Annotated in this window: 24 protein-coding genes and 1 pseudogene; 13 read left to right on the top strand and 12 right to left on the bottom strand. The window is 65.3% G+C overall.

What is annotated here, in order from left to right; genetic code table 11:
• Positions 1-64: 64 nt before the first annotated feature.
• Positions 65-2,023, top strand: a pseudogene (locus tag FDA38_RS11345) (bifunctional SulP family inorganic anion transporter/carbonic anhydrase); the annotation flags it as partial.
• Positions 2,024-2,037: 14 nt separating this feature from the next.
• Here the strand turns inward: FDA38_RS11345 and FDA38_RS11340 are convergent.
• Positions 2,038-2,868 (bottom strand): phosphatase PAP2 family protein, encoded by an 831-nt coding sequence (locus tag FDA38_RS11340; RefSeq protein ID WP_233714644.1) that lies wholly within the window; start codon positions 2,866-2,868, stop codon positions 2,038-2,040.
• A gap of 166 nt (positions 2,869-3,034) precedes the next feature.
• Here FDA38_RS11340 and FDA38_RS11335 point away from each other — a divergent pair, with 166 nt between their 5' ends.
• Positions 3,035-4,195: an MFS transporter gene (locus tag FDA38_RS11335; RefSeq protein ID WP_137253975.1), complete on the top strand. Its 1,161-nt coding sequence runs from the start codon at positions 3,035-3,037 to the stop codon at positions 4,193-4,195.
• On the opposite strand, the gene FDA38_RS11330 is transcribed toward FDA38_RS11335, so the two are convergent.
• The 3 genes from FDA38_RS11330 to FDA38_RS11320 are packed head-to-tail and all read right to left on the bottom strand — an operon-like array spanning position 4,176 to position 7,768.
• The gene (locus FDA38_RS11330) at positions 4,176-4,586 is read right to left on the bottom strand and encodes an aconitase X swivel domain-containing protein (RefSeq protein WP_137253974.1); all 411 of its coding nucleotides are present in this window, start codon (positions 4,584-4,586) and stop codon (positions 4,176-4,178) included. The genes FDA38_RS11335 and FDA38_RS11330 overlap by 20 nt on opposite strands.
• The gene (locus FDA38_RS11325) at positions 4,583-5,797 is read right to left on the bottom strand and encodes an aconitase X (RefSeq protein WP_137253973.1); all 1,215 of its coding nucleotides are present in this window, start codon (positions 5,795-5,797) and stop codon (positions 4,583-4,585) included. Before FDA38_RS11325 ends, FDA38_RS11330 begins: the two co-directional genes overlap by 4 nt.
• A gap of 3 nt (positions 5,798-5,800) precedes the next feature.
• Entirely contained in the window at positions 5,801-7,768 is a 1,968-nt protein-coding gene (locus FDA38_RS11320) for a S41 family peptidase (protein ID WP_233714643.1), read from the bottom strand.
• A 129-nt stretch (positions 7,769-7,897) separates the two neighbouring features.
• Here FDA38_RS11320 and FDA38_RS11315 point away from each other — a divergent pair, with 129 nt between their 5' ends.
• Entirely contained in the window at positions 7,898-8,602 is a 705-nt protein-coding gene (locus FDA38_RS11315; RefSeq protein ID WP_137253971.1) for a M50 family metallopeptidase, read from the top strand.
• Here the strand turns inward: FDA38_RS11315 and FDA38_RS11310 are convergent.
• A complete protein-coding gene (locus FDA38_RS11310) occupies positions 8,599-9,324 on the bottom strand; it encodes a DUF5995 family protein (RefSeq protein ID WP_137253970.1) in 726 nt (241 codons plus the stop codon). The genes FDA38_RS11315 and FDA38_RS11310 overlap by 4 nt on opposite strands.
• A 24-nt stretch (positions 9,325-9,348) precedes the next feature.
• Between FDA38_RS11310 and FDA38_RS11305 the strand changes: the two genes are divergently transcribed.
• Positions 9,349-9,936 (top strand): hypothetical protein, encoded by a 588-nt coding sequence (locus FDA38_RS11305; protein WP_137253969.1) that lies wholly within the window; start codon positions 9,349-9,351, stop codon positions 9,934-9,936.
• On the opposite strand, the gene FDA38_RS11300 is transcribed toward FDA38_RS11305, so the two are convergent.
• Positions 9,933-10,964, bottom strand: a complete 1,032-nt coding sequence (locus FDA38_RS11300; protein ID WP_137253968.1) for an aldo/keto reductase — start codon at positions 10,962-10,964, stop codon at positions 9,933-9,935. The two genes, FDA38_RS11305 and FDA38_RS11300, sit on opposite strands and share 4 nt — an antisense overlap.
• A gap of 50 nt (positions 10,965-11,014) precedes the next feature.
• Here FDA38_RS11300 and FDA38_RS11295 point away from each other — a divergent pair, with 50 nt between their 5' ends.
• Positions 11,015-11,515, top strand: a complete 501-nt coding sequence (locus tag FDA38_RS11295; RefSeq protein WP_137253967.1) for a mycothiol transferase — start codon at positions 11,015-11,017, stop codon at positions 11,513-11,515.
• Here FDA38_RS11295 and FDA38_RS11290 read toward each other — a convergent pair.
• Genes FDA38_RS11290 through FDA38_RS11280 form a run of 3 tightly spaced genes read right to left on the bottom strand, consistent with a single transcriptional unit; the run spans position 11,508 to position 14,301 of the window.
• The gene (locus tag FDA38_RS11290; protein ID WP_137253966.1) at positions 11,508-12,623 is read right to left on the bottom strand and encodes a hypothetical protein; all 1,116 of its coding nucleotides are present in this window, start codon (positions 12,621-12,623) and stop codon (positions 11,508-11,510) included. The two genes, FDA38_RS11295 and FDA38_RS11290, sit on opposite strands and share 8 nt — an antisense overlap.
• Positions 12,623-13,492 (bottom strand): exodeoxyribonuclease III, encoded by an 870-nt coding sequence (locus FDA38_RS11285; protein ID WP_137253965.1) that lies wholly within the window; start codon positions 13,490-13,492, stop codon positions 12,623-12,625. The genes FDA38_RS11290 and FDA38_RS11285 overlap by 1 nt, the downstream gene beginning before the upstream one ends.
• A 32-nt stretch (positions 13,493-13,524) precedes the next feature.
• Positions 13,525-14,301: a uracil-DNA glycosylase family protein gene (locus FDA38_RS11280; RefSeq protein ID WP_170989670.1), complete on the bottom strand. Its 777-nt coding sequence runs from the start codon at positions 14,299-14,301 to the stop codon at positions 13,525-13,527.
• 112 nt (positions 14,302-14,413) lie between these two features.
• On the opposite strand from FDA38_RS11280, the gene FDA38_RS11275 reads away from it, so the two are divergent.
• Positions 14,414-15,922, top strand: a complete 1,509-nt coding sequence (locus FDA38_RS11275) for an amidohydrolase family protein (RefSeq protein ID WP_233714675.1) — start codon at positions 14,414-14,416, stop codon at positions 15,920-15,922.
• 85 nt (positions 15,923-16,007) lie between these two features.
• Positions 16,008-16,283 carry a hypothetical protein gene (locus FDA38_RS11270; protein ID WP_137253962.1) on the top strand — a complete coding sequence of 92 codons (276 nt, stop codon included), beginning with the start codon at positions 16,008-16,010 and terminating at the stop codon, positions 16,281-16,283.
• A gap of 145 nt (positions 16,284-16,428) precedes the next feature.
• On the opposite strand, the gene FDA38_RS11265 is transcribed toward FDA38_RS11270, so the two are convergent.
• The 3 genes from FDA38_RS11265 to FDA38_RS11255 form a co-directional block, all read right to left on the bottom strand.
• Positions 16,429-16,803 carry a hypothetical protein gene (locus FDA38_RS11265; protein WP_137253961.1) on the bottom strand — a complete coding sequence of 125 codons (375 nt, stop codon included), beginning with the start codon at positions 16,801-16,803 and terminating at the stop codon, positions 16,429-16,431.
• A gap of 46 nt (positions 16,804-16,849) precedes the next feature.
• Complete coding sequence (locus FDA38_RS11260; RefSeq protein ID WP_137253960.1) at positions 16,850-17,644, bottom strand: hypothetical protein; 795 nt, start codon at positions 17,642-17,644, stop codon at positions 16,850-16,852.
• Positions 17,645-17,713: 69 nt separating this feature from the next.
• Positions 17,714-17,974 carry a CopG family ribbon-helix-helix protein gene (locus FDA38_RS11255; protein ID WP_137253959.1) on the bottom strand — a complete coding sequence of 87 codons (261 nt, stop codon included), beginning with the start codon at positions 17,972-17,974 and terminating at the stop codon, positions 17,714-17,716.
• Between the two features lie 376 nt (positions 17,975-18,350).
• Between FDA38_RS11255 and FDA38_RS11250 the strand changes: the two genes are divergently transcribed.
• The 6 genes from FDA38_RS11250 to FDA38_RS11225 all read left to right on the top strand — a co-directional run bounded on the left by FDA38_RS11250 (position 18,351) and on the right by FDA38_RS11225 (position 24,733).
• Positions 18,351-20,024 carry an HNH endonuclease gene (locus FDA38_RS11250; RefSeq protein WP_233714642.1) on the top strand — a complete coding sequence of 558 codons (1,674 nt, stop codon included), beginning with the start codon at positions 18,351-18,353 and terminating at the stop codon, positions 20,022-20,024.
• A gap of 307 nt (positions 20,025-20,331) precedes the next feature.
• On the top strand, positions 20,332-23,130 hold the full coding sequence (locus tag FDA38_RS11245) for a phage portal protein (protein ID WP_170989668.1): 2,799 nt from the start codon (positions 20,332-20,334) through the stop codon (positions 23,128-23,130).
• A 184-nt stretch (positions 23,131-23,314) separates the two neighbouring features.
• Positions 23,315-23,653 carry a hypothetical protein gene (locus tag FDA38_RS11240; protein ID WP_137253956.1) on the top strand — a complete coding sequence of 113 codons (339 nt, stop codon included), beginning with the start codon at positions 23,315-23,317 and terminating at the stop codon, positions 23,651-23,653.
• Positions 23,650-23,982, top strand: a complete 333-nt coding sequence (locus tag FDA38_RS11235; RefSeq protein WP_137253955.1) for a hypothetical protein — start codon at positions 23,650-23,652, stop codon at positions 23,980-23,982. The genes FDA38_RS11240 and FDA38_RS11235 overlap by 4 nt, the downstream gene beginning before the upstream one ends.
• The gene (locus tag FDA38_RS11230; RefSeq protein ID WP_137253954.1) at positions 23,979-24,386 is read left to right on the top strand and encodes a phage tail protein; all 408 of its coding nucleotides are present in this window, start codon (positions 23,979-23,981) and stop codon (positions 24,384-24,386) included. Before FDA38_RS11235 ends, FDA38_RS11230 begins: the two co-directional genes overlap by 4 nt.
• A 41-nt stretch (positions 24,387-24,427) precedes the next feature.
• Complete coding sequence (locus FDA38_RS11225) at positions 24,428-24,733, top strand: hypothetical protein (protein WP_137253953.1); 306 nt, start codon at positions 24,428-24,430, stop codon at positions 24,731-24,733.
• The last annotated feature ends 27 nt before the right edge of the window (positions 24,734-24,760 follow it).

Genomic DNA, 24,760 nt, shown 5'->3' with positions numbered 1-24,760 from the left:
ACTCTTTGTTTCGACGCCTGATGCCCGAGCAGTTGCCCTGAGCACCGACGCCGGAGGACCACCCGTGCCGACCTCACCCACTCCCGCACTCTGGAAGACCATTCTTCACCACGATCTCCCTGCATCGCTGGTGGTCTTCCTCATTGCAATACCCCTCTCCTTGGGGATCGCCGCCGCATCCGGCGCGCCGCTGATCGCCGGCCTGGTGGCCGCTGTGGTCGGCGGCGTCGTCGCCGGTGCGCTCGGCGGATCCCCCTTGCAGGTCAGCGGTCCGGCCGCGGGCCTGACCGTGGTCGTCGCCGGCCTCGTCACCCAGTTCGGCTGGGCCGCGACCGCTGCGATCACCTGCGCGGCCGGTGTCGTGCAGATCCTGCTCGGCGTCACCCGCATCGGGCGGCTGGCGCTCTCGCTGTCACCCGCCGTCGTGCACGGCATGCTCGCCGGGATCGGCGTGACGATCGCCGTACAACAGCTGCACGTCGTGCTCGGCGGCAAGGCCCAGAGCTCGCTGATCGACAACGTGATCGCGCTCCCCGCGCAACTGATGACGCACCACGGACATTCCGTTGCCGTCGGCATCTTGACGGTCGCCGTCGTGCTCGCCTGGCCAAGAATCCCCAGAATAAAGGTGATTCCGGCGCCACTTGTTGCTGTCGTCGCCGTGACTGCGCTGGCCGCGGTCTGGATGCCCGACGTGACGCGGGTCGACCTGCCGGACCATCCGTTGCAGAGTCTGATCCTGCCGACGATGCCCGAAGGCACGCCGATCGAGATCGTCACCGCAGTACTGACCGTTGCCCTGGTCGCCAGTGTCGAGTCGTTGCTGTCGGCTGTTGCCGTGGACAAGCTTCATCGCGGCAACCGGAGCAACCTCGATCGCGAGCTGATCGGGCAGGGCGCCGCGAACGCCTTGTCCGGTGCCCTCGGCGGTATGCCGGTCACCGGCGTGATCGTCCGCTCGTCGACCAACGTCGCGGCCGGCGCGCGGACCCGGGCGTCAGCGATCATGCACGGCCTGTGGATCGCCGCGTTCGTGCTCGCCGCCGGTGCGATGCTCGAGCTGATCCCGATGGCCGCGCTGGCCGGCGTACTGCTCGTCACCGGATTGCGATTGGTGCAGCTCGCTCACATCCGCACGTTGCGCAGGCACGACGAGTTGCTCGTGTACGTCGTGACCGCGGTCGGCGTCGCCGTACTCGGACTCGCCGAAGGTGTATTGCTCGGACTGATCCTTGCCGTCATCCGCGTGCTGTACCGACTTGCTCGCGCGACCGTCACCGCGACCGAGTCCGACGGCGTGTGGACCGTGCGGATCCGCGGCACGCTCGTATTCCTGGGGGTCGCGTCGCTCGTGCGGACGCTGCGGTCCATCCCTGCCGGCGCCACGGTCCGGGTCGAGCTCACCGTGGACCATCTCGACCACGCGGCGTACGAGGCGATCGAGGACTGGCGCCGTGGACACATCGCCCGCGGCGGCACGGTCGAGGTGAATCCCGCTCAGTCCGGCCGGCAGGTATCGATGCTGGACGGGGTCCGCGAGTTCGAGGCGTCGGCCGACGAGATCCGGCCGCTGCTGGCGCGACTCGCGGCCGAGGGGCAACGACCGGAGCATCTGTTCATCACCTGCGCGGACTCGCGGATCGTGCCGACGATGATCACCACCAGCGGGCCGGGCGACCAGTTCTGCGTGCGGAACATCGGCAATCTCGTGCCGCCGAAGGGCTCGAACAGCAGCTCGGTCGACGCCGCGATCGAGTACGCCGTCGAAGTACTCGGCGTGAAGTCGATCGTGGTCTGCGGTCATTCCTCCTGCGGCGCCGCCGCGGCCGCGCTCGCGGCCGACGTACCGGAGGGTTCAGGCCTGGAGAGCTGGCTGCGGCACCTCGAGCCGTCGCTACGGCGTGCGGTCGCGCTGCCGGACATCATCGATCCGGCAACCGGCGTGAAGCTCTCGCCCGCGGACAAGCTGTCAGTCGCGAATGTCGCCGTACAACTCGAGAACCTGCGGAGCTTCGCCTGTGTCCGCGAGGCCGAGGCTCAGGGCCGGCTCGAACTGATCGGGCTCTGGTTCGACATCGGCGCGGCCGCGGCCAGGCTGGTGCTGGAGCGCGAGCCGTTCCTGGTCCGTGCCGGCGACGAGCTGTCGAAGATCAGAAGCAGCGGTACTGCGAGCGCGATCGCGACCAGACCGTCCAGCCAGTAGTGGTTCGCCGTGACCACAACGACCGTGAAGGTGAGCAACGGGTGTGCGATCCACAGCCAGCGCCACCGCGATCGCGTCGCGCGGATCAGGAACACCGCCACCATCAGCGCCCAGCCGACGTGCAGACTCGGCATCGCAGCGAACTGATTCGCAACCCCGGAGTGCGTGCTCGGCCCGTAGACCGACTGGCCGAGCAGCACTCCGGTGTCCACCCAACCCGGCATCATCCGCGGCGGCGCGAGCGGGAAGAGCATGTGCCCGATCAACGCCAGCCCGGTCAGTGACGCGAGCGCCCAGCGCGCCTTCCCGTACTCGGCCGGGCGACGAATCATCAACCACAGCAGGACCATCGCGGTCAGCGGGAAGTGCACTGTCGCGTAGAAGAGGTTGGCGATGCGGGCGAGTCCGTCGACCTGGAGCGCGTGCTGCTGGAACGTCGCCTCGCTCGGCAGCCCGAGCCAGGCCTCCCACCGGATCAGCTCGTGGGCGTGCTTGATCGCTGACCCGGAGTGTTCCGCCGACAGGAACCGGCCGAGGTTGTAGACCCCGAACAGCACCGCCAGCAGCCCCACCTCGCGGACGATCCGCCACACCCCACCCCGACGATTCCGCCCCAGCTCCGGAAGCGCGGGTTGCCCCACCCGGTCCAGAGTCATCTGCGCCATGCCGACCCCCAGCCTCAAACCGAACGCTCGTTCTCTGTAATTCCACCCTGCGCCTGACGCCCGGCCGATATCAAGAACGGTCATTCGTTTTGCACTGTGATCCTCACCTCACAGCGCTGGGATATTGGCTGGCGCCGCAGCGTTGCGCCCGGAAGGATCGGCCGGCATGGAGACGGTCTTCATCCGCTGGACCTGGGTGCGCGCGGTCCTGCACAACGGGTGGTGGCTGGTCACGAGCGTCTACCTGGTCGTTGACGCCGGCCTCTCCCCGGCCCAGCTCGTGCTGATCGGGTCGGTGCAGAGTGCGTTCGCGCTCGTGTTCGAAGTACCGGCCGGTGTCATCGCGGACACGATCAGCCGCAAGTGGTCGCTGGTCATCTCACAGGTGCTGATGGGTACGGCGATGCTCGCGACCGGGCTGTTCGAGTCGTTCCCGGCGCTCCTCGCGACCCAGGTGCTCTGGGGTATCTCGTGGACGTTCGCGAGCGGATCGGACGTCGCGCTGATCACCGACGAGCTCGATCGACCCGACCGGATCAACTTCGTCCTCACCCGCGCCGCCCGCGCCCAGCTGACCGGTGCCGCGACCGGGCTCATCACACTCGGCCTGCTCGCCTGGGCGACCCGGCGCGACGTCACGATCGTCGTCGCCGGCGCCGCGATGATGTCGCTCGCGCTGTACGTCGGGTTCCGCTTCACCGAGCACAACTTCGTCCCGACCCGCACGGCCCGCTGGTCCACGTCCTGGACCACGTTCGTCCGCGGCGTCACGCTCGTACGACGGAGCCGCGCGATCCTGCTGATCTTCGCCGCGACGTTCCTCGTCAACGGCGCTTCGGATGCCGCCGGTCGACTCACCCAGAAGCAATTGATCGACCTCGGTCTGCCGCCCTCGATCCTGTGGTTCACCGCGCTCGGCGTGGTCGGGCTGGTCGTCGGCGCGCTCGTACTCCGGCTCGTCACCAACCGCATCAACAGCAGCCACGCCGCGACCGACTACGCGCTGGCCGCCCTCGTCGGCGTACTCAGCATGCTGCTGCTCGCATTCGCCCGCGATCCGGTCCTCGGCGCGATCGCCGTCGTGCTCCTGAACGGAATCGTCAACCCGCTGACCCGGGTCATCAGCACGATCTGGATCAACAGCCGCACGACCGCGGACATCCGCGCGACAACCCACTCGTTCCTGGCCCAACTCGAGTACCTCGGCGAGATCGTCTGCGGCGTCACGATCTCCACCCTTGCCGGCCTCACCACCCTGCCGCTTGCCCTCACCGGTTGCGCGGTCCTGTTCGGCGCAACCGCCGTACTCATGCGGTCGTCCAGGTGATGGTCGCGCGGGCCGGTGTCGCGTCGATGTGGACGAGTGCGTGGTCCGGGATGTCGTCGTACGGCGCGACGACGACCGGGAGGTTGAGGTTGTAGAGCTCGGCGGCGACGAGGGCGCCGAGCGGGATGATCGGGTCGGGGCGGGTCAGAATGATCGCGGCGGGAGCGGTGCGGGCGCGGATCTGTTCGGCGAGGACGCTGCTCGCTGAGCTCGAGCCGCGGCCGGATTCCATCAGCAGGATGCGGCCGGTGAGGACGGCGCCGCGCTGGGGGTGATGGGCGTCGACGATGCGGCCGTGTTCGTCGGTGCCGCCCCAGAACGAGAGCGGCGCCGTGAGGCGGATGGGCTCGCCGGTCGCGGTGCCGGGGTGGAGAGTGCGGCCTTGGATCATGAGTCGAGCACGACCTGACCGGCGCGGGCCGAGGCGACACATTCGGCGAGCGAGCCGAGGACCGCGTTGACGTTGATGTTTCCGGGTGCGTAGTGCGCCCACTTGCCGGAGTTCGTCATCACGTTCTTCCAGTCGGGCGACAGGATCGCCGTGACGTACGTGCAGGTGTCGACGACAACAGTCACGCCTGCGTTCTCCAACACCTCGAGCGTCGGGCCGAGGCGTCCCCGCGTCGCGCGGCCGGTCGACAGGTAGAACGGCACCTTGAACGGCGGCCCGTCCGCGACCAGCTCGGCAAGTCGCAGGCATTCGGCGTACGACGCGTGCGGCGTACCGACGCTCACCGCATCGAGCTCGCCGGTCGTCGACAGCTCCCGCCTGACGCGCTGCAAGGTGGCGAGATCGACCTCGCTTGTCGGCAGGTCGGCGAATTCACGCGGCGCCTCGGGCGTGATGTCGACCGCGTGGAACAGCGCGACTCCCCCAGCGGATGCCGCCGCTGCGCCGAGTGCCTTCAGGTCGTCCTCGGTCACATCCGCTGGAATCCCTACCAGCACAGGGATTCCGGCACCTACGACCGAGCCGATGTGGTGCCCGAGCAACGGATACGCCAGCTCGGTGTGGAGGAAGTCACCCAGCGGCCGGCAGTCGAACACCACGGTCCCCTGCCGCGCCTCGGTCGTCTGCAGTCCGGCGTACGGCGCTCGTCCGGTGATCGCGGCGCAGACGTCGAGGAAGTCGCCGTACCGATCCGTCCGGGCGCCGAGGACCGAGTTCGCGAACACGATCGCGTTCGACTCCGCCCAGGCGATGTGCTCGCCGAGCGCGGGCCGGTTCGGCAGCTGGTACGGCGCGCAGGTGAACGTCGGCGTACATCCGAGGTCGACGTACGCCGTCATGAGCTCACGCCCCGCGGTGGCGAGCTCCTGATCGCGGACGAGGGCCGGATGGATGAGGTCCATCGAGCCGACGTTCAGCGTGGTCGGGACGCGTACGCGGGCGCCCAGGTCGCCGAGGCGGTGGGCGAAGTCGAGGCTGACCTGACCGTGGTACAGGCACGAGTCGACGTGCGCGGACGTGATCTCGACGAGCCGCGGCGCATCCGAGATCCGCGCCTGCCCGACGATCACCCGCATCGCGAGCGCGACGCCCTCCCCGTCCCGACCGCCGAGCATTGCCTCTTCCTCGGCGGTCAGGTGAAGGGTCTGCATACCTCAGACGGTAACCCGCCGACTCGCGACGAGGGTTCCCGACGCGTACCCGTCGGCCCGCAGCAGCGCGCCGGGGTTCGATTCGAGGATGTCGATGCTGAGTGGTCCGGTCAGGTCCTCGGAGCTGATCGGGCGCTCGTCGAGATAGATGTCGACCCGATCGATGCTCTGGGCATCTATCGCGACCGTCAGCGTCGTACCGCTGATCGACGTCTTCAGCTCGAGCCGGCGGACCGGTAGCGCCGCGAGCAGCGCGCCGGCCTTGTTCAGCAGGTCGACGTTGCCGTCGAGCAGATCGGCCTTGGTCATCCGGTGCGTCTCGTGCGGCTTCACGCCGAGGTCCTCGACCGGCGTACCGGCCAGCTTGCCGACGCGCAACGTACGGCGGATCGCGACGCGCAGGTTCGCGCCGTTCGGCAAGGCAATGTACGGCGAGGTCTCGTCGGGTGGCGGCGGTTCGTTGAGGAGGGATGCGAGCAGGCCGTGGGTCCAGACGTTAGCGCCGCCCGCGCCGGTGTTGTCGTCGACGCCGAGGATCGTGCCGATCTCGTGGTCGGCGAACCCGGCCGTGAAGATGTCGGTGGCCGAGTAGACCCGCGCATCGGTGATCAGCACCACCGGGCCGTGGTACGTCTGCCCGACGTCGTTCGCCCCGTCCTCCGGCGTGATCGGCTTCGCCGCGGAGTACTGCGCACCGGTCTCGATCGCCAGGTCGAGCGAGTCGAACCACGGGCCGAGATCGATCCCGGCGGGGTTGTCCTTGTGCCGGCGGCAGATCTTCAGGTTGAGCGGCGTACTGATGAACTGGACCGGCTCCGGCGAGATCCGTCGCGGTGTCATCGTCTGCAGGGTGAACTCGCTGGCGTAGATGTGCCCGCCGCCGTTGTCGCGTACGTCGACGATCAGGCCGGTCTGCGGCAGGATCGCGGCGAGGCGGACGAACTCGTCCCGGAACGCGACCGGGTCCTGCACGCTGAACGTGAAGATCCGCAGGTGGCCGAAGTTGCCGGACGAGGTGACGACCTCGCGGGCCCGGAAGACGCCGGGCATCGTGGTCGGCAGGTCCGCGCCCGCGACGGCGGCCGGTGTGGCCAGCTCGGCGGAACTCTGACCGCGTTCGAGTTCGACGACATCGCGCACGTACAGCGCCTTCTTCGCGCGGGACTTCTCGTCGGAGTCGAGATCGAGACCCATCAGCGCCGACGCTTCGCTGACCGCGTCCAGGTCCGTCATCGGCGGGAGGTTGGTGGCGACCTTCCACTGCTCGCGCAGCTCCTGGTTCGAGCCGTCGAGACCGACGTACGTCAGCGTCACCCAGTCCTCGTCGGGCGGGGACTGGATCACGAGCGGGCGGAGCGTGAGAGATTCGAGGCCGCGGGCGAGGTTCGCGGCGTCGTTGCTGCCTGCGAACAGGGCTCCGTTGAGGGCGACGGCGCGGGCGATCGGCGTACCGTTCCAGTGCGTCACCTCGGCGCCCGCGCCGAACTGCGGGGCCTGGTAGCCGGTGATCGTGCGGGTGATCAGGTAGTGCTCGGTGCCGTCGGGGTCGTAGCACTTCTCGATCATGAACGGCAGGAACGCGATCTTCCCGGCGAACGGCACCGGCAACAGGTAGTTGGTGTGCAGGTCGCGGACCGAGTGGAAGATGCTGGACATCTCGCGGTGGAACATCCACTCTTCCTGCATCGTGTCGTCCGTCTGGCGCTCCATCCGGGCGCGCAGCACCCGCAGACGCTGCAGCGGATTGACGGCGTGCATCGCGACTTTGAGCGGCAGGTGCACGTAGTTCTCGCCGAGCAGCAGAAGCGCTTGATCCACCAGGAGTCTGCGCTGGTCGAGTGTCAGCGTTCCCGCAGAGTCGAGGAAGTCGGCCAGCGGTACTGCCGGCGCTTCTTTGACGGTTGCCGAGGTCCGCCGTCTCGCGGCGGTCTTCTTCGCGGCTGCTGCGGTCTTCTTCCCCGTGCGTGTCATCGTGCGTGGTTGAGACATGTCTTCCCCCAAAGCAAAAGCGGCCCCTCCCCCGCGATCTCTCCACGGTCGTTCGCGCACCAGACGATGTCAACGGCGGGCGGTTGACCACCTGCCTGTCAGGATGTGCGGGTGAGTGAGTTCTGGAACAGCATCACGTCGGTCCAGCCCGAGCCGTCCCTGCGGTTGGTGATCGGGACCGGTGTGGTCGCGCTGCTGCTGATCGCCTGGCGACCGTTGTGGCAGTACACGCGGCAGGTCGTGACGATCGCTCACGAGGGCGCGCACGGTCTGATCGCCGCACTGGTCGGACGGAAGCTGGCCGGCATCAGACTGCACTCGGACACGTCTGGCGTCACGGTGTCGCGCGGCAAGCCGAACGGCGCGGGCATGATCGCAGTACTACTCGCCGGCTATCCCGGCCCTGCCCTGTTCGGCTTGGCTGCAGCGTTCGTGCTGAGTCGCGGGTACGCCGTTGCGCTGTTGTGGGGACTGTTGCTGGCACTGGTGATTCTGCTGCTGCAGATCCGCAACTTGTTCGGACTGTGGTCGGTGCTGGTGTTCGGCGCTGTGGTGTTCGGGGTGTCGTGGTGGGGGTCGGCTGAGGTGCAGACCGCGTTTGCTCACTTGCTTACGTGGTTCCTGCTGTTGGCGGCACCGCGGGCGGTGCTGGAGTTGCAGCGGTCACGGCGTGGCGGGCAGGGGCGTAGCTCGGACGCTGATCAGCTGCGTCGGCTGACTGGTGTGCCGGCGTTGCTGTGGGTCGGTGTGTTCGGGCTGGTGACGCTCTTCTGCCTGGCGGTCGGTTTCCTGTGGTCCGGAGTACTACCGAGCTAGACCGGTGGCAGCGTGACACCGAACCCGGTGACTGCCAGTCGGAGCAACACCTGACCGGGTCGCAGGAGGTCGGCGACCTTGGCCGCGCTCAGGACCTCTAGCTCAGCCAGTCGCTGCTCGTAGGTGCCGGCTACGCGCGCTCGCTGCAGCTCGAACGTGTTGTGCCAGACCTTCTGGCGGGACTCACGCAGGAACCGCTGCGAGGCCAGCCGGTTGAGCGGCGTCAGCACGTGGTCCAACAGACTGCGTACTCCGGTCGCCGCCAACTCCTCGTCCTCCGCCGCCACTCTGGCCGACAACACACCGTCGATCCGCTCGTGATCCCGCCGCCGCCGATCCATCAGAGACCGATCCAGGAAGTCCTCATCACTGATCACCGCAAGCAACGCCTGCGGCAGGTCGTAGTTCACATGCGCATTGATCCCCAACAACACATGCCCCAACGCAGGCAACTGAGCCGAAGCCTCAAACGCCAACCGCCAGGGCCTGGGCGGGAGATCTGCGTCGTGGGCTCGGAGGTACAGCTCCGCGAACTCCACATCCCACACCTCGACCCACGCCGGATCCTCGAAGCGGGCGTCATCGATGGCTTTCCCAACCGCCTGCGTCGTCCGCAGATACGTACTGAGGAAGAACCGCCGATGCGCAACCTCCTCCGGCAGCTCGTCGAGACGCTGCTGCATCCGAGCGACCACATCCGCAATCGGACTACCATCGTTCATCGGATCTCCCAGGGGGGAGGGATCATGCGTACCAGAACAGGACCACTGTCCTTCGACCCAGTGGTCGTCGGCAACCGCGAGACGGATGCCTGGGCCGCCTACTACCGGCACGAGTGGCGCGAGTTCCTCGTAGCCGCAGTCGGCATGGTCGCCGCCGGCTTCGGCATGGCACCGCACCGAACACTCACCGGAGCCTGGTACGTACTCCGCGCCAACCAGGTCTGGGCGCCGTACCCCGACAACCAACCGGACGTGGCGCGCGCCTACATGCGCCGCTTCTACGAACTGGTCGCCGCCTCGAGCGGCCTACTCTTCGAACCAGCGCACGCCGCCGCCTTCGAGGTGGAGTGGTGGCGCGTCCACCGCGAGCACCAGCACTCCGAGGACGTCACCGAAGAGCAGCTCGAGACCGCGCTGATCGACCTCTACTCCTACGTGTACGACGCCGACCGCGACGCCGTACACCAGGCAGCGCGCAAGCGGGTCGAGGCGATGAACCTCTCGGACCGCTGGGTCCGAGCAGGATGCGATCGCGACGACCCGCTGCTGGCGGCGGAGCGGCGCGCACTGGTTGCGTCGTACGCCGCCCTCCGCGTTGCTGTCGACGCCTAGGAGCGCCCACCCGCGATCGGTCGACCGCGCTGCGCCACGCCGGGACCGCCGTACGGGTAGTCCGCCGCGCCCGGGTCGCTGGCCTCGTCGAGCTTGGCCGTCTCTTCCGCGGTGAGATGCAGATCCGCCGCCGCGAGGTTGTCGTCGAGCTGCTCGAGCGTACGGGCGCCGAGGATCACCGAGGTGATCGTCGGCCGATCCACCAGCCAGGCGAGCGCGACCTGCGCCATCGAGATCCCACGCGCCTTGGCGATCTCGCGGACGGCGTCGACCACGTCACGGACCCGCTGGTTACGACTACGCCGGTACCAGGACTCGACGCCGCGGTCCGGGTTCTCACCGAGGCGAGTCGCCCCGGTCGGCTCCTCGTCGAACGAGTACTTCCCGGTCAGCCAGCCGCCGCCGAGCGGAGACCACGGCAGCAGGCCCAGCCCGTTCTCCTGCGCAGCCGGAACGATCTCCCACTCGATCTCACGGACGAGCAGGTTGTACTGCGGTTGCAGCGTCACGAGCTTCGACCAGCCGCGGTACCCGATCAGGTCGCACGCCTTCTGCAGCTGCCACCCGGTGAAGTTCGACAGACCGCCGTACGCAATCTTGCCGGCCCGTACGGCGTCCTCGAGGAAGCTCAGCGTCTCCTCGAGCGGCGTGACCGGGTCCCACGCGTGCAACTGGTACAGGTCGATGTGGTCGACACCGAGCCGGTCCAGCGACGCGTCCAGCGCCTTGCGGAGATGGATGCGCGACGTGCCCACGTCGTTCGGCCCGTCACCGGTCGGGAACCGGCCCTTGGTCGCCAGTACGACGTTGTCGCGGGCGGAACTTTTCGCGAGCCAGCGTCCGACGATCTGCTCGGACACGCCGCCGGAGTACACGTCCGCGGTGTCGATGAAAGTGCCGCCGGCCTCGATGTATCGATCAAGCTGTCCGTGCGAACCGGCCTCGTCGGTCTCGCTGCCGAAGGTCATGGTGCCGAGCGTGTAGGTCGAGACCACAGCGCCGCTCGCGCCCAGCGTGCGATATTCCACGATTGCTCCCTCTCTCAGAACTGTCCCAGTCGAAGACTACGGTGACCGGTATGAAGACAAGTGAGCTGCTGCTGGATGCACATAGCCGGGTTCAGGAGGTCCTGCACGATGTCGTGACGGGGCTCGACGACAAGACTCTCGCGGCACGACCGGGTGATTCGGCCAACTCGATCGCTTGGCTCGTGTGGCACCTGACCCGGGTCCAGGACGACCACCTCGCGGACGCGGGCGGCTACGACCAGGTGTACACGGCAGACGGCTGGCACGAGCGGCTCGGTCTGCCGCTCGACGCAGCCGACACCGGGTACGCACACACGTCGGACCAGGTGGCGCTGGTCCAGCTGTCGGCGGACCAGCTGCTCGGGTACTACGACGCCGTGCACGCGCGCACTGCGCAGTTCCTCGAGACGGTCACCGACGAAGGTCTGGACCGGATCGTCGACAAGCGGTGGAACCCGCCGGTCTCGCTCGGGGTCCGGCTCGTCAGCGTGATCGACGACTGCGCGCAGCACGCGGGCCAGGCGGCGTATGTGAAGGGCCTGCTCAGCTGAGCGTGGTCTGCCAGAGTGAGGTGCCGGCGATCAGGTAGAGCTTGTGATCCGGCATCAGTACGGCGTCGGTCACCTGGCCGTCCGGGCCCTGTGAGTCCTGGACGGTCCAGTGGCCGTCCTGGTCCGTGAGCACCTTCACCTTGTTGTCCTGGGCAACGATCTGGATGATCTTGCTGCCGTCGACGACCGGCGGCGGCAGCTTGTCCTTGTCGCCGACGGGGACGGACGGGACGCCTTGGAGCCGCTTTGCCGTACCGGATGCGTCGAGCTGCCAGAGGGCGAGCTGACCGTCGACGTACCCGGAGATCACGCAGTCCTTGGCGCAGGTGGCCGTGTTCGCCTGGCTGCGGTTGCCGGGGTCGGGCAGGACGATCCGGGACCAGCCCTGGTTGAGCTTGGTCGAACGCCAGACGGCTGCTTCCTGGGCGACGACGTTGGGCGCGAGCCGGACCTGCGAGCCGAAGAGCAGGATGCTCTCGCCGAGCGTCGTGCCGAATCCTGGGCCGACGAGGAGGTTCGGCGTACTCTGCAGGGCTGTTTTGGTCGGATCCTGCCGGGTCCATTTGTTGCCTTGGGGCAGCCAGACCATGGCGTCGTTGCCGGTCACCACGCCGCCCCACGAACCGAGCAGTGCGCGGCCGCTCGGCGTGATGACTGCGCTGTAGAGGTCGCCCGCGGTCTGGCCGCCGAATGTGAAGAAGTCCTGTGGCTGCTCGATCAGTCCGGTTTGCGGCGTGCCCGACCAGACCGTCCAGCGGGTGTTGGAGTGCGCGCCGCCCGCTGCGCCGCCGAGGGCGAGGATCTGCTTGCCGTCGTACGCGATCGAGTACCAGATGGCTTCGAACGCGTACGGGCTGGCCGGGTTGGGCTTGACGGTGATCGGCGTGGGTTTGCCGGTGCTGTCCTGGAGGAGGAGCTCCGGGACGACCTTGGCGCCGCGATGGCGCAGGCCGATGAGCAGCTGATCGTCGTGTGCGGTCAAGGTGACGGGCTCGGCCGGGGTGTCGACCTTCGTCCACGCGACAGGGCTCGGTGCCGGCAACTTCTCGTCACTGCAGGCGGTGAGGGTCGCGAGCACGAGGATCGCGACTGCAGCAAGGCGGCGCATCAGCGGCTCTGCGGGAGCTTGGTGGTCTTCTTCCGGCCGGTCCGCGGCGCGGACGGTGGTGGCACGACCGGACCGATATCGCCGTCCGGTGCGGTGTCGAGGTCGATGATCACCGGGGCGTGGTCGCTCGGCCCGGTGCCCTTGCGGGCCTTGCGATCGATCCACGCGGCCTTGACCCGCTCCTCCACCGCATCGGTCGCGAGCATCAGGTCGATCCGCATGCCGAGGTCCTGGTGGAACATACCGGCGCGGTAGTCCCAGTAGCTGAAGATGCGGTTGCTCGGCCAGCGGTCGCGGACGACGTCATGCAGGTCCTTCGCGGCCATCAGCTCCGCGAGCGCCTGCCGCTCGGGTGGCGTCACGTGCGTCTGACCGACGTACGCGGCGGGGTCGAAGACGTCGGCGTCGGTCGGGGCGATGTTCATGTCACCGCAGACGATCTGGTCGGCCGGACCGCTCGCGATGACCTCGGTCAGGGCCGCCAGCCAGGCCAGCTTGTAGTGGTAGTGATCGGAGTCCGGGACGCGCCCGTTCGGCACGTAGAGCGAGTGGATCCGGATGCCGCCGCAGGTCGCGGCGACCGCGCGGGCCTCAGGATTCGGGAAGCCGGGCGCTCCGGCGACACCGGTGACGACATCCTCGAGCCCGACCTTGGACAGCAGGGCGACGCCGTTCCACTGCGGTTCGCCGTACAGGCCGATCTCGTAGCCGCGGTCGGTCAGCTCGGCGCCGAGCAGGGTGTTGAAGGCGTCGTCCGCGAGCTTGGTCTCCTGCAGGCACACGACGTCCGGCTGCCGCTCGTCGAGCCAGTCGAGCAACCGCGGCATCCGCTGCTTGACCGAGTTCACATTCCACGTCGCCACTCGCATCCGACCAAGGTAGCGGCAGCAGGGGACAACTTTCAGCCGAGCTTGGGTGCACGCCAGACGAGAGTGTTGAGAAGGTCGGTCGAGGGACGTTCGACGCTGTTGTTGTGGCGGGGTTTGTCCTGACGTCCCCAGGCGTCGTTGCCGAGCCACGGCGGTACGCCGAACGGCAGGTCCCGCGCCGGGATCGACGCGTAATCCGACTCGAGGAACTTCGGCCCGTAGTTCGATACCGCGTTGTCGCCGTCAGGATCCGGAGTCACGATCGCGCGCAGGTCGGTGACTGCCTGACGCCAACTGTCGACGAGCGCCGACGGGTTGCGGCTCGACGGATGCGGCACCTCGAACACCGGGACGTCCGGCCTTCCGTCCCACATCTGCAGCGCCGCGCGAGCCTGGACGCCGAACGCGACGATCGCCTGCAGTTGTGGGCCGGTGATCAACTCGAGCAGGGTGTTGCGCCAGGTGAGCTGATCGGGTCGGGCCAGCAGCGGCGCGGCCTTCTGCGCCCGCGACGGCCTGAGCGCGTACGCGTAGGCGTTGACGAGCGTGTAGCTGCGGGTCAGGCCGAGTTTGGTCAGGAAGCCTTGAACGCGTTGGCCCGCGTCCCCCACCAGCGTGCGCCCGGCGACGCGCTCGGTCGGCCCCGGATCGGACGCTATTGCCAGCAGCCGGGCCGTGCGGTTGAGGCGGCCGCGGTAGAAGACCGGGCCCCAGTCGTACCAGAACAATTCCTGGAAGTCCGCATAACTCGGGACTTTTGCGAAGTGCCGCGCCACCGTGACCGGCGGGCCCGCATCGAAATCAGCCATCGCCATACCTCCCCCTCGACGATCCATGACCTTAGGCTCAAAGATCAGGGGCGGCACGGGGAATTCTACGGGAGGGCGAGCGATGTTTGTACTGCGTGGAACCGTGGTGACAATGCGACCGGACGGACAGGTGCTTCCCGGTGGCGCGGTGTATGTCGGCGATGACGGACTGATCGCGGCGGTCACTCCCATCGACGCAATACCGGCCGGTTTCGAGAACGCCGTACAACTCGCCGCCGGTGGGCTGATCTATCCCGGGCTGATCGATCTACACAATCACTTGATGTACAACAGCCTGCCGTTGTGGACCGAGCCCGCGCGGAAGAAGCCGTGGACCTCTCACAACCAGTGGGGCAGCGCGCCGACGTACAGCTCGCAGATCAGCCAGCCGGCCCGGCTGCTCGGCGCGGCCGCGGGACGAGCCCTGCTCAGGTACGTCGAGACGCGGGCGATCGTGGGCGGTACGACGTCGATCCAGGGGAATCCGCGCGGCGCCGTACCGCCCGACAACGACCTGATCCGGAACGTCGACTCGGAGAAACTCGGCACCCACGACGATTTCATCCGGGTCAGCACCCTTGTTGCCGACAGCAAGGAAGCGCTCGCGCCGTACGCCGCGGCGGTGGCGGCCGGGCGGGGATTCATCGCGCATTCGGCGGAGGGGTCGGATCCGAAACTGCGGTCCGAGTTCCAGTTGCTGGAAGCGGTCGACGTGGTGAAACCGCAGTTGGTGGCGATTCATGGTGGTGCGTTGAACGCCGATGATTTCGCCGCGATGAAGGCCGGGAATTCCACGCTGGTGTGGTCACCGTTCTCGAACCTGTGGCTGTACGGGGCGACGGCGGATGTGCGGGCGGCGCATGCCGCCGGGGTGCGGTTGTGCCTCGGATCGGACTGGGGTCCGTCGGGGACGCGGAGTGTCTTGTGGGAGTTGAAGGTCGCGGACCTGTGGAACAAGACCCAGTCGGTCTTCACGGACGAGGAACTGGTCCGGATGCTCACGTCGAACCCGGGCGACGCGCTGTCCGGGGTCTGGCCTACGCCGTTGGGTCGGTTGGAGCGCGGCGCATTGGCCGACCTGATCGTCGTCCGGCGCACCGATCCGGACTTCTACCGCTCGCTGATCGTCGCTCGCGAAGTAGACATCCGCCTTGCCGTCGTGGGTGGGCGTGCTCGCTACGGCGTGCCGTCGCTCATGAATACGCTCGCGCCTGCGGCGACCCGCATCAGGACCGGCAAGCTCTCACGCTTCATCGACTACGGAGACTCGTCGGTCACCTTCGCGACGGTTCTCGCTGACCTCGAGAAGGTTCGCCAGGACCCGGTCGGCGCTTCTGTCCGCGCCGAAGCCACCTTCACCGCGCTCGCCGCCGCGGCCCCTGGCGCCTTCTCCCCCAACGCGACCTCTTCCCTCCCCGCCGACAGCTTCGTCCTCCTACCAGACATGCCCGCACCCGAGCTCGACGACCAGTTCCGCCGCCGCGGCCCGGTCGGCGCCACCCCGCCAGCGGTCACGGTGCCACCGCCGGAGCCACTGGTCACCGGTTCCGCCTGGTTCGACGCAGTGGATGCCAACCCCTTCCATCAGGGGCTGCTGAGCGGACTCCGCGCGTACGCCTGACTTCCCGTAGTTATCCACATACTCAAAGTCACCGGTCTCCGGCCTGCTGAATCGCGGCATTCTCTTGATGACGAGAGGGGAACGGATGGCAGATCTCGACTGTGAGCCGGCGGACGTGACCGCGCTGGTGGCGTACCTGCGCGACATCGGGCAGCACGAGCTACTGACTTTGGAGGAGGTGAGCGAGCACTCGTACTGGATCGAGGCCGGCCTGCTGGCGGCGGAGCAGCTGAGCGGCGATCCGGGGCGCCCGGACGCGGGCGACCTGCGGCGGATCGTCACGCTCGGGCGGGACTCGTGGCACCGGATGATCGAGGGCAACTTGCGGCTTCGTAAGTTCATCGAAGTGCAACAGCCATGAGGGACCGGGGACCTACCGAAGGAAGAGCGACAGCCAGCAGGCTGACGTGATGCCGGACAGCGCAAGCACAAGACGCGGGTAGTGCTTGTTGATCAGCCTCACCATTGGAATCACCCCTTTCATTCTATTTGATAGCGGATGTAAGTCAGATGGCCTTGAGGTGACGCTTCTTCAGAGGCTTGGGCTTACGCAGCTTGGTCATATCGAGCTGGTAGCTGTTCACCCGCTTTCCTCCGGTGTGCTGCATGACCTGGAGGAAGCCCTTCGCTTCCATCGACTTCAAGCGATTCCAGATCGGTCCCGGGTGCTGATCCATCGCATGCCCCATCTGATTCGTCGTGAGACCCGAGACGAGTCCCGAAGGATCAGCGTGCTTCTTCAGCAAGACCCACAGCTCACGTTCCCTTTGGGTCAAACCCATCACGCGCTTCCTCGACGGGATGACGAGGGAATCACCTAGCAGTTCAGCCAGTGCTTCCAACATGTCATCGCTGATCGAAATGGTGATCTGGTGATTCATGCTTCCTCCGCTCGGAACAACTGTGGCTTGGTGGTGATCTGGTGATTCATGCTTCCTCCGCTCGGAACAACTGTGGCTTGGTGGTGATCTGGTGAAGCACTTCCTGAACATCCATGTCGTTCAGGTGCTTAGAGATCTGATCGACAGTCAATGTCGGACCGAAGTGATTGAGGCACCAAAGGATGTGGAAGGCGACAGCCTCACCAAGCCTTGGCTTAGCCATGTCGGGATCAAGCTCAACGGGAGTGACCCTCCGAGAGACAGGCTTCCTCTTCGGGATCAGCTTCTTGGTTCTAGTTCCGCTTCCACTTCCGTGCGCGCGACTTCCCGTTGCACTTCCGCTTCCGATTGAACTTCTCTTTGGACTTCCAGTTGATGTTCTAGTTCCTCTTCTACTTATGCGCAGAGGTCTCGCAGTGGCCTCATTGAGTCCTCGCTGAGTGCTCATTGAGTTCTCGCTGTGGTCTCGCGGAGGACTCTCAGAGACCTCGCCGAGTTCTCGCCGAGAAGGGACACGCTTCTTAGCCCAACGCTTGTCGATCGACTGGTAGGTGTTCGATCCCTTGACAGTCCATCCGGTGATGTCGGCGTACTGCCCATCGCCATAGCGGGAGATGAAAGAAGCCTCTTCGAGTTCGTCAAGCCATGAATCAATGTCGTCGGGTGCGTGCTCATCCATCGGGAAGACACCAGAGCGGACAAGCATGGGGTTGGCCTCAAAGCCTCCGTAGTCGTCGGCGTAGACCATCAGACCGATGAGGAGAGTCCGGGCTGGGAACTTCAGCCCGCAGAACGCAGGAGAGCGGAACAGCTCTTGCTGAACCATCCTGTTCCTAGCCATTGAGATACGCTCCTAGATAGCCATAGCGGGTATTGGACGGGTCAGGGGTCAGCAACCCTGGCCCGTTCTTCATTTGGGGTCGCCTCCGGTCATCACGTCTTCGACCTTGGGGAAGCGTTCCGGGTGAAGCAGATACGCCTGCTCAACGGAGTTCAGCTTCTTGGGTCGCTTGCGCTTGGGCCGGGCGAGAACACCCTCACGCTCCAGCAGCTCCTTCACCGCACGGTTGATCAGGTAGTTCTTCGAGCGGTCATCCCGGGACTGAAGAGCATCAAGCCCATCAGCCAGCTCGGATGGAAGAACAACGGACGTATGCCGCTTATCAGTCATCAGGTGGGCTCCTTCGGTTGTCTTGCTAACTCTTGCCAGAACCTAGCTAGATTCACCTGGTGCACGTCAAACAGAACTCCCGAATGATCTGGTATCGAAAAGCCCAAGCACACAAGGGAATGCAGGAACACACCTAGCCTTGGTATTGGAGTCACCCCTCCAACTCACCCCCTGCTTGCGCTCCCGTGGGCAGGGGGTGAGCTAACCGGGAGCAGGAAGGGGAAGCAGGGCAATGAGCAAGGCATGGAGTGGTGGCAGCACCAGGGCATGGCGCAAGCTGCGTGCTTCCGTGCTGGCCCGAGACAACTACCAATGCCAGCTCAAGATCACTGGTGTGTGCACTGAGCAAGCGACACAGGTCCACCACATTGATGGTGTGAAGCGCGGACTCATAGTCCCGCCTGATCGTCTGCAATCAGCGTGCAAGCCATGCAACAACAAAATTGGTGATCCCAGATCAAAGAGAATCACCAAGAACCAGGGTCAGTTTTCCCCTGGATCAGCTCCAGGACATCCCGCCCTGAGTGTCCGTTCTCTCCCCGGCACTGAGAAGCCCGTAGAGGCCCGTGCGGAGCTGCTGTGGAGTCCAGGGCGTCTAGAGGGCTATTCGTGGCTCAGAGGGCTTCTGGAGGTCCCCGAAGACGCATCCCCTCCGCTGTACATGTCGTTGCCTCCCGACGACGCTGTTGGGTCGTACGGGCAACAGGCCATCGACTGGATTGAGAGCACGCAGACAGACCCCACTGGACGGCACATCAAGCTCCGGTGGTGGCAAAAGCTGGGGATCACCCGTCAGCTCGAACACCGGGAGGACGGGAGCCTGTGTCATCGCGTCGTACTGGAGAGCTGCCCCCGACGAGCCGGGAAGAGCGTTCGTCTTCGTGGACTCGCACTGTGGCGGATGGCGCACCCAACTCTCTTCGGTGAAGTGCAGACCGTGATTCACATCGGCAGTGACCTGAAGGTGTGCCGGGAGATTCAGCGTGGTGCATGGCCCTGGGCCGAGAAGGTTGCTGGATGGACTGTGGCTCGTGGCAACGGTAAGGAGCAGATCGAAACACCTGATGGAGACCGGTGGATCGTCAGTGCGCAGGAGGCTGCGGGGTACAGCTTTGATGTCACCTTCGGCATTGTCGATGAGGCATGGAACGTGAAGCCTGATGCGGTGTCTGAGGGCTTGGAACCGGCAACCCTGGAGAGGCTGTCACCCCAGCTCCACCTGACCAGCACGGCACACCGCAAAGCCACCTCGCTGATGAAGACACATCTTCGAGATGCGATCACTTCTGAGGACACAGAAACCCTTCTGCTGCTGTGGGGAGCAACCGCCGGCCAAGATCCATCTGCAATCGAAACGTGGAAGGCTGCCTCTCCGCACTGGTCAGAGGACCGACGCAAGATGATTGCGGACAAATACTCCAAGGCTCTTGCTGGTGAGGCTGATCCGGCAGCAGATGACCCTGATCCCATGCAGGGGTTCCTTGCTCAGTACCTGAACATCTGGCAGCTCACTGGTGCATCTGCGGGCCGGGGAGAACCCATCGTGAAGCCGAACGAGTGGGCATCCCTGGTGGAGGACACACCGAAGCGGGTTCCGGATGCGGCAGCTATAGAGGACTGGTTCGGACAGGGTGTGTCTCTCGCACTCGCCTGGAGGCTCGAAGAAGAGGTTGTTGTCTCAGTCAAGGACTTCGATGATCTGACGAACGCAGTGGATGCACTGAAGGCAACCAAGTTCCGTCGTACCGCCACTGTGGGCGCGTCTCTGCTCGAAGATCCCGCACTGAAGGGTGTGCAGGTCAAGAAGGGATCGGGACGCGTGGGTGCATCTGTCCAGGAGCTGGGCCGTCTGCTGTCTGAGTACGTGGTCCTGCATGACGGCGGGGAACACCTGACTGGACAGGTCGTGGGAGCCAGAACGGTGCCTGGTGCAGATGGGCCACGGATGGTCTCTCACGGGCGTGCAGATGCCATCAAGACTGCTGTGTGGGCTGTGACGGACTGCCGGAAGAAGAGCCTGGGAAAGCCCCGAATCATCGTGGCCGCGTGATGAAAGCCCTTATTTCATTGAGTTTCCACTGTTGATCGAAGTAGCCGCGGAAGAGTGACCCGAGGCAAGCAAATGAGTTCCTGAGCGAATAAGCGGCGGCTTATGTAAACCTCCGCTTATGGGGTTTATTGGCGCGCTGTTTGGCCGGTCACCGGTCGTACAGGCTGCCCTGGAGGGTCAGGGCGGCCCGACTTTCGTTGTGGATAGGGAGTCCATCCCGCCTGAGTTCTTCGGGTACAGCTCCTATGACGACTTCGTTGCTCCCGCTTCTCGTGTCTCGCGTACGGAGGCCATTCAGGTCCCGGCTGTGAAGCGTGTGCGGGATCTCGTGTCCGGAAGCCTGGGCACTCTTCCCGTCGCGATGTACGGACCGACGCAGCAGAGCGTTGGGGACTGGCCGCTGTTCATTCAGCCGGAGTCGGATCTCCCGCGTTCCGTCACGATGATCCGCACTGTTGAAGACCTTCTGTTCGAAGGGATCGCCTACTGGCGTGTGATCCAGTTCGGGTGGCACGGCTACCCCACGAAGATCCGTCGTCTCGATCCCCGCAGCGTCACCATCCGGAAGAACCAGAAGGCGTACCTACGCCGTGATGGTTCGACACAGGGCATGGCTGAGGAAGAGCTTCCCGAAGCAGAGCTGATCATCTTCCACAGCCCCAATGACCCGCTGTTGGTTGCCGGTGCTCGTGCGATCCGTACGTGTCTCCAGCTCGATGCTGCTGCTGCTCGATCTGCTGCATCTCCCATGCCTCAGGGGATCTTCACCCCGGCTGAGGGTGCGGACCCGGCTGAAGACGATGACGTGGTTGAGCTGATGGCCGCGTGGAAGTCAGCACGGCAGAAGAACGCGGACGCCTACGTGCCCGCAGCCCTGAAGTACAACGCGTTGTCGTGGAACCCGAAGGACCTCCAGCTCGCTGAGGCCCGGCAACACGCAGTCCTTGAGATTGCTCGCCTGGTTGGTGTTGACCCTGAGGACCTGGGCGTGAGCACCACGTCTCGCACGTACCAGAACAGCGAGGACCGCAAGAAGGCGTTCCTGGATGACGTTCTTGGTCCGTATCTACACGCGATCGAAGACCGCCTTGGGATGAACGACGTAACCCCACGGGGCTACTACACGCGCTTCAACCTGGATGCCTATCTCCGCTCCGACACCCTCACGCGCTACCAGGCGTATCAGATCGGCCTTGAGGTCGGGGCCATCACGCACGAAGAGATTCGCGAGCTTGAGGACCGCCCACCCCTGTCCGCGGAACAGCTCACGCAGCTTCGTGAGACGCCTGCGTTGCCTGCGGCACCTACTGCTCAGGAGGACATCGAAGTGAACACCTTCAGTTCACCCATGATTGAGCTGAAGCTAGAAGCTCAGGCAACCGGCAGCACGTTCTCTGTCGATCGAGAGTCCCGCACCATCACCGGTCTTGCGGTGCCGTACGGGAAGACAGCCCGGTCAGGCGGCAAGCTCTGGCAGTTCTCCAAGGGAACGCTGGTCTTCAGCGATGTGTCCCGGGTGAAGCTCCTTGCTGGCCACGACTGGAAGCAGGCCGTTGGGAAGGCAACCTCCCTGGAGGAGACGGACGCGGGCCTGATGGCCAAGTTCTCCGTTGCTCGCGGCCCCGAAGGTGATCGAGCCCTGACCCTGGCGGAAGACGGCGTGTGGGACGGCCTCTCCGTTGGTGTCGCACAAGGCGGCATCTACAGCGAGAAGAACGGCGTGATGCATGCCATCGCGGCCCCTCTCGCCGAAATCTCCCTCACCCCATGCCCTGCGTTCGATGACGCACGGGTCCAGGCCGTGGCTGCGTCTTCGGCTTTCACTGGAAAGGAAATCGCAATGGAATGCGACAAGTGCGGCCACGTTCACGCCGCTGGTGTTGTCGAGTGCACCACCCCGCCGGCCACCTTCGATCTGAGCTCGAAGGTCGTGGCGGCACTGACTGCCGACCAGGCCAAGGAGCAGATCAAGGCTCTCTTCGATGAGTGGAGCAAGCCAAAGGAAGGTGACCTTCCGCCACGGGAGACGGTTGGTGTCGTCACCCCGCAGTTCGACGTGAAGGAAGAGCTGCCCTACAAGTTCGATCGGGGAGGCAACTTCCTCCCGACTGAGCACGTGTTCTCTGCTGACCTGCACGAGATGGCTCGCGCTCGTGACGAGTTCGGTGACCGGACCGAAGCGGGCAAGCGGGTCATGGCGCTGATCAAGGCCACGTTCGATGTGGACACCACGGATGTTGCCACGGTCAACCCGACCATTCAGCGTCCGGACATGTACGTGGATCAGCGGGACTACCGGACTCCGCTGTGGAACTTCATCACCAAGGGTGCTCCGCCGAACGGAGTGCAGCCCTTCGCGTTCCCGAAGTTCTCCAGCTCGTCCGGTCTCGTCGGTGATCACACGCAGGGGACCGAACCCACCTCGGGCACGTTCGTGACGACCAACCAGACCATCACTCCGACGCCGACCTCTGGCAAGGCTTCCATCACCCGTGAGGTGTGGGACATGGGCGGCAACCCGGCTGTGTCCGGCCTCATCTTCAACCAGATGGTCCGGGGCTGGAAGGAAGGTCTGGAGACCGCTACGGCCACGTTCCTGAACACGTTGACTGCGGCAACGGACATCACCCTCACTGCCGGTGCCGTCGATGACGACCTGGCGGCTGCGTGGGACGCGGCGGTTGCTGATCTTCAGTTCATCCGTGGCTACGACTTCGAGGCGTTCGCTGTGGAGAAGGCGCTCTACAAGACCTTCGTGGCTGCGGTGGACAGCACGGGTCGCAAGCTCTTCCCGCAGATCAACCCGACCAACGCGAACGGCACCAGCTCGCGCCGGTTCACGCAGCTCGATCTTGCTGGTGTGACGGGTGTTCCGTCGTGGGCTCTTCCGTCCACACCTGGCAGCCCGAACAACTCCTGGCTCTTCGACCCCTCGACCGTCCACGGATGGGCGAGCGCTCCGCAGCGTCTGGAGTTCCCGGGTACGGATGCTTCCGGCAACTACGCGCCGGTGGCGATGGTCGATTTGGCCATCTGGGGCTACAAGGCGTTCGCCAATTCCGATCTGGGCGGCGTTCGTCAGGTCATCTACGACACCACCGCGTAATGACCAGCCGACGCAAGAAGGGCCGTCCCGCAGTCGCTGAACCGGCTGCGGTGACGGACCCCGCAGAAGTCGAGGCCACGCCAGTGGCCAAAGGCACCGATCGTCGCCAGCAGCACAGAGGCGAACCGATCGGTGATCGACGCAAGCGGTACCGCACCAACTGACTGAAGGGCAGGTGATGACCATGGCGCTCCCGACGCTCGCTGAGCTGAAGGCGTACCTGGGCGGGGCTACGGGCTTCTCTGAGGCTCGCTGGACTGATCCTGCCCTCCAGTCCGTCCTGGACGCGGAAACAGCCGCACAGGGCCGTGTATGCCGTCTCCCGGCTGATCCGGAGGACTACCCGGACGATCTGGCGGCGGCACTGCTCCGGAGATGCCAGCGGGCCATCGAGATGAGGTCTCAGCCCCTGGCCGTGCTCCAGGACAACGACGAGTTCGGCAGCTCCACCGTCGTACTCCCTGGACGTGATCCGGAAGTGCGTCGTCTGGAGGCCCCGTTCAGAAGGCTGGTAGTCGGATGAGCTTTCTTGCAACACGTCAGGCCCTGGCTGATGCGGCGAGCACCGTTCCTGGTGTGAAGGGCTACACGACCAAGCCCAACACGGTGTCACCCGGTGATGCGTGGCCCCTCATCGGTTCGATCGAACGTGGCCCCGCTTACGCATTTCAGGTCACGTGGCGAGTCCTGGTGATCCTCAGCGGCAACGAAGACACGGCGATCGAGCAGCTCGATGAGCTGACAGATCCGTTGTTCGCAGCAATCAATCCGGTGGCCTTCGTGGACCGCGCGGACCTGACCAAAACAGACGGCGACCTGTTCGCCATTTCGATCACGTGTAGGAGTGAATGACCATGCCTTTCGCGCCGTATGTCATGCGGGATTCGCTGGTGAAGTTCGGAGCTACGGATTACACGCTCCAGGTCACCAGCGTCGTACTGACCCCGGACCAGGCCACGCAGACCATCAAGACCTTGAAGCCTGCTGGCATCTACAACGACGTGGACTCTGCGACCTGGACTCTCTCGATCAACGGTCCTCAGGATCACCAGGACGCGGTTGGTCTTGCCCGCTACCTGAACGACAACGCGGGAGACAAGGTCGTTGTGACCTTCGAGCCCGTCGCCGGTGGGGTCTCTGGAGAGATCACGGTCACCCTCAAGAACGTTGCCTTCGGTGGCGAACAGGGTGCGTGGGCAACCTTCTCCGTTGACCTTCCGGGTGAGGGTCAGCCGGTCTTCACCGATCCCGAGTAAGTGCCCGAAGCAACTAAGCCCGCGGTAAGAGGAGGGGTGACGTGTTCACGTTCAAGGTGGTTCCCGACAACGGGGATGAGTTCGTAATCAAGGCCGGTACGCGAGACGTGCTGGTCTGGGAGAAGACCAACAAGGGCAAGTCGTACGCGCAGCTTCTGCGTGATCCGAACCTGACGGATTACTACAAGCTCTCGCACATCGCTGCGAAGCGACAAGGGCTGTTCACGGGGTCTCTGAAGGACTGGGAAGACCAGCACGAACTTGACCTTTCGTTCGATGACGAAGCGGCGGACGAAGAGCCGGACCCTACCCAGTCGGGTCCCTCTCCCGATCACTCATCGAACTAGCCATACAGACAGGGATCTCACCTACTG

Origin of the sequence: Kribbella jiaozuonensis (genome assembly GCF_005233875.1) — a bacterium.
GTDB lineage: Bacteria > Actinomycetota > Actinomycetes > Propionibacteriales > Kribbellaceae > Kribbella > Kribbella jiaozuonensis.
This window is presented reverse-complemented; position numbering and strand designations above follow the sequence as displayed.